Here is a 4,630-nt window from a genome sequence, read left to right as displayed (position 1 = left end):
GGGCGGGTGGCGTCATGCCGGGTCCCACCGGGCCGGTGCGGTGCGTAGGGTCGTCGGCGGGAGGAGGTGCCGCGGTGGGCTCTGATCGGGAGCTCGTCTCGCCCGACGCCGAGGGCGACGAGCTGCAGATCGAGGCGGCGCTCAGGCCCAAGCGGCTCGGTGAGTTCATCGGCCAGGGCCGGGTGCGCGAGCAGCTCTCCCTCGTGCTCGAAAGCGCGTTGCGGCGGCAGCGGCCCCCCGACCACGTGCTGATGAGCGGCTCTCCCGGGCTCGGCAAGACGACTCTGGCGATGATCATCGCGGCCGAGCTGAACGCGCCGCTGAGGATCACCTCGGGTCCGGCCCTCGAACGCGCGGGCGACCTCGCGGCCATCCTGTCGACACTGGCCGAGGGCGAGGTGCTGTTCATCGACGAGATCCACCGGATGGCCAGGCCCGCCGAGGAGATGCTCTACCTCGCGATGGAGGACTTCCGGGTCGACATCGTCGTCGGCAAGGGCCCGGGGGCCACCGCCATCCCGCTCGACATCGCGTCGTTCACCCTGGTCGGCGCCACGACCAGGGCCGGGCTGCTGCCCGCGCCGCTGCGCGACAGGTTCGGCTTCACCGCTCACATGGACTTCTACGAGGTCGGCGAGCTGGAGCAGGTGCTCTACCGGTCGGCGAAGCTGCTCGGCGTCGGCCTGCCGGACGACGGCGCCCACGAGATCGCCAGGCGGTCGAGGGGCACGCCCCGCATCGCCAACCGGCTGCTGCGGCGGGTGCGTGACTTCGCCGACGTGCGCGCCGACGGGGTGATCAACCGGGAGATCGCGGCGGCGGCGCTCAACCTTTATGAAGTTGACGCAGAAGGGCTCGACCGGCTCGACAGAGCGGTGCTCGGCGCGCTGCTGAAGAAGTTCGGCGGCGGTCCCGTGGGGTTGTCGACCCTCGCGGTCGCCGTGGGCGAGGAGCCCGAGACGGTCGAAGTGGTGGCCGAGCCGTTCCTCGTACGCCAAGGTCTGCTGGCCAGAACGCCGCGCGGCCGGGTCGCGACCGCGGCCGCGTGGACCCATCTCGGCATGACCCCACCACCGGACGCATTCGGAGCGCCGCTTTTCGACTGATCACAAAACGGTTGCAACCGTTTCAATATGGGAACTTCCCCGCGCGCCGAAACGCTGCTTCGTTGCCGCGTTTCGCAACAAGCGCCTACACTCCGTGGCTTGGCTGGCTGTGTAGGCTGACGGCCCGAGTGGCGCGGTCCGACGCGACGCACGGAATTTCCGGCGCGAGGCCGGTGTCAACTCCTTGTACGACAATGGAAGGTCGCCCCTTATGGACATGGGACAACTCGGAAGCATCCTGCCGCTGATTCTCTTGGTGGTGGTGTTTTACTTCCTGCTGATCCGCCCTCAGCGCAAGCGCCAGCAAGAGGCGGTCAAGATGCAGAACTCCCTCACTCCGGGTACGCGCGTCATGACCACGACGGGCCTGTTCGGCACGGTCGTCACGGTGGACAATGAGGACGTCGTTCTCGAGGTCGCCCCCGGTGTCGAGACCCGCTGGGTGAAGGCCGCCATCGGCCGAGTCGTCACGCCCGGCGACGCCCCCGCAGGTGACGAGGCCACCGAGGTCGCCACGTCCGAGGAGGACAGGAACGAGTCCGAGGCCGCCGTGGATCGCAACGGAGACCAGGGCTCCAGCACCAAGAAGTCCTGACTAAGCTTCTGCGACAAACCTCTATCTGAAAGAACTGACGACCAGTGGCCCGACCGACCAGCCGCCACAGCCGACCGGGGCGTACGCTCCTGGTGCTTCTGGCGCTCATCCTCGCCCTGGGCGGGACGATGTTCCTGCAGCAGGCGTACACGCCCAAGCTGGGGCTAGACCTCGCCGGCGGCACGACGGTGACTCTGTCGCCCGTGACCCAGAACAACGCGGCTCCTCCGGAGGAGATTCTTGACCGGGCGGTCAACATCATCCGCGACCGGGTCAACGGCACCGGCATCTCCGACGCGGAGGTCGCCAAGTCCGGCGACAACATCATCATCTCCATTCCGGGTGTCGGTCAGAACGAGGCCATCAAGCTGGTCGCGACCACCGCGGAGCTGCGTTTCCGCCAGGTGCTCGCCATGGAGGCCACGCAGGCCCCGGCGGACCTGGCCACCAACGCGCCGACGCCGAGCGCCTCTCCCTCGGGCGCCACGTCGGGTGAGCCTTCCGACTCGCCGGCTGAGTCTTCGGCTTCCGACCCGGCCAAGCCGCAGGCCTCTGAGCCCGTCAGGCCGCCGACGTCCCCGGCGAGCGGTGCGCCGCAGCCGAGCACGTCGCCCACGGGCAAGGCGTTGTCGTCGGCGCTGACCGCGCCGACGCCGAGCACGTCGGCCGAGCCGTCCGCCAGCCCGAAGGGGCAGGACAAACGGGGCACCAAGGACGGGAAGTCCACGCCCGCGCCGAGCGACGACCCCAGCCAGCCCCCGGCGGACGACCCCGCCACCGCGGGCCTGAACACCGAGGGCATCGACCCCGCGGTGCTGGCCCAGTTCAAGAAGCTCAACTGCGCCGACCCCGCCAACCGCGGGCAGGGCGTCCAGGACGACCCCAACAAGCAGTACGCCGGCTGCGAGAGCGACGGCAGCTTCAAGTACGTCCTCGACGTCGCCAAGGTCGTCGGCACCGACATCGACACCGCCTCGGCGGGCGTCCGCCAGGGCACCACGGAGTGGGTCGTCCAGCTCGACTTCAAGAGCAAGGGCGCCGGCGAGTGGAGCAAGCTCACCACCGCCGCTTACAACTCCCAGGAACCGCGCAACAAGGTCGCGGTCGTGCTCGACGGCGTGGTCATCACCGCCCCCAACATCATCAGCCCGATCCCGGGGGGCCGCGCGGAGATCACCGGCGGCTTCGACCAGGCCAGCGCCACCACACTGGCCGACCAGCTCAAGTACGGTGCGCTGCCGCTGAAGTTCCAGCGCAGCTCCGTCGACACCGTCTCCTCGACCCTCGGCCAGGACCAGCTCGAAGGCGGCCTGGTCGCCGGCCTGATCGGCTTGGTCCTGGTGGTCCTCTACTGCATGCTCTACTACCGCGGCCTCGGCGTCGTGGCGGTGCTGAGCCTCGTGGTGGCCACGGTCATCACGTACACGTCGGTGGTGGTGCTCGGGCACAACGCCGGCTTCCGCCTCTCGCTGCCCCACATCATCGGCCTGGTCGTCTCCATCGGCATCACCGCCGACTCCTTCATCGTCTACTTCGAACGCATACGCGACGAGATGAAGGAAGGGCGGCGAACCCTCCGCTCGGCCGTCGAGGTGGCCTGGGTCCGTGCCAGGCGCACCATCCTGATCGCCGACGCCGTCATGTTCATCGCCGCGGTCGTGCTGTACTTCCTGGCGGTGGGCGGCGTCGCCGGGTTCGCGTTCGCGATGGGCCTGACCACGCTGATCGACGTCGTGGTGGTGTTCCTGTTCACCAAGCCGTTCATCGCTTCGCTGGCGAGGGTGAAGTTCTTCGCCAAGGGGCACCCGCTGTCCGGCCTCGACGCCGAGCGTATGAGCGAGGTCGGCTCGACCGGCCGCACGACCACTCCGCAGGAGGCCTGAGATGGGACTGGGGCGTCGCCTCTACCGCGGCGAGATCGACGTCGACTTCGTCGGCAAATGGCGGCTGTGGTACGGCCTGTCCGGCCTGCTGCTCGCCGTCTCGCTGGCCGGAATGCTGTTCAACGGGCTCAACCTGGGCGTCGAGTTCAAGGGCGGCACGATCTTCTCGTTCAAGTCCCAGCAGGCCACGGTCGAGCAGGTGCGCGAGTCCGTGCTCGACCAGGGCGTGCACCAGGTGATCGTCCAGCAGGCGGGCACCGACGGCTGGCGGGCCACCACCGAGAGCCTGCCGGAGGACACCCGCGTCCAGGTGCAGAGCGAGATCGCCAAGGACTTCGGGGTTCCGGCCGACCAGGTGAGCATCCAGGCCATCGGCCCGTCCTGGGGCGGTGAGGTCTCCCAGCAGGCCTGGATCGGCCTGGGCGTGTTCATGCTGGCGATCATCCTGTACCTGTCGATGGCGTTCGAGCCGAAGATGGCGCTGGCCGCGATCGTCGCGCTCATCCACGACCTGGTCATCACGGCCGGCGTCTACGCCTGGTCGGGCTTCGAGGTCACGCCCGCGACGCTGCTGGGCTTCCTGACCATCCTCGGATACTCGCTCTACGACGCGGTCGTGGTGTTCGACATGATCAAGGAGGTCACGGCCAAGCTGGGGCACACGTCCAAGCAGACCTACTCGATGGCCGCCAACAACGCGCTCAACCACACGCTGATCCGGTCGCTGAACACCTCGCTGGTCGCGATCCTGCCGGTGGCCGCGATCCTGTTCATCGGCACCACGCTGCTCGGCGCGGGCACGCTGAAGGACCTGTCGTTGTCCCTGTTCGTCGGCATGATCGTGGGCACCTACTCGTCGTTGTGCGTCGCCACGCCGCTGCTGGTGACGCTGAAGGAACGCGAGCCGCGCTACCAGGCCATCGCCAAGCGGCTGGCCTCCACGGGCGGCGGTGCCAAGACAGGGAAGAAGGGCGCCAGGACCGCCGCGGTCAAGGGCTGACCCACCCGCCTCCCACGACGCCCCTGCCCGGCACCGGGCGGGGGCG

Annotated in this window: 4 protein-coding genes; all 4 read left to right on the top strand. The window is 68.8% G+C overall.

What is annotated here, in order from left to right; translation table 11 throughout:
• The first annotated feature begins 74 nt into the window (after positions 1–74).
• The 4 genes from ruvB to secF all read left to right on the top strand — a co-directional run bounded on the left by ruvB (position 75) and on the right by secF (position 4,584).
• Positions 75–1,106, top strand: a complete 1,032-nt coding sequence (gene ruvB / locus E1267_RS42690) for a Holliday junction branch migration DNA helicase RuvB (protein ID WP_132341868.1) — start codon at positions 75–77, stop codon at positions 1,104–1,106.
• A gap of 211 nt (positions 1,107–1,317) precedes the next feature.
• Positions 1,318–1,701, top strand: coding sequence for a preprotein translocase subunit YajC (yajC, locus tag E1267_RS42685; RefSeq protein WP_132341866.1), 384 nt, complete (start codon positions 1,318–1,320; stop codon positions 1,699–1,701).
• 92 nt (positions 1,702–1,793) lie between these two features.
• Positions 1,794–3,584 (top strand): protein translocase subunit SecD, encoded by a 1,791-nt coding sequence (secD, locus tag E1267_RS42680; RefSeq protein ID WP_132341864.1) that lies wholly within the window; start codon positions 1,794–1,796, stop codon positions 3,582–3,584.
• A gap of 1 nt (position 3,585) precedes the next feature.
• Positions 3,586–4,584 (top strand): protein translocase subunit SecF, encoded by a 999-nt coding sequence (secF, locus tag E1267_RS42675; RefSeq protein WP_132341862.1) that lies wholly within the window; start codon positions 3,586–3,588, stop codon positions 4,582–4,584.
• The last annotated feature ends 46 nt before the right edge of the window (positions 4,585–4,630 follow it).

The sequence above is a fragment of the Nonomuraea longispora genome (genome assembly GCF_004348345.1).
GTDB lineage: Bacteria > Actinomycetota > Actinomycetes > Streptosporangiales > Streptosporangiaceae > Nonomuraea > Nonomuraea longispora.
This window is presented reverse-complemented; position numbering and strand designations above follow the sequence as displayed.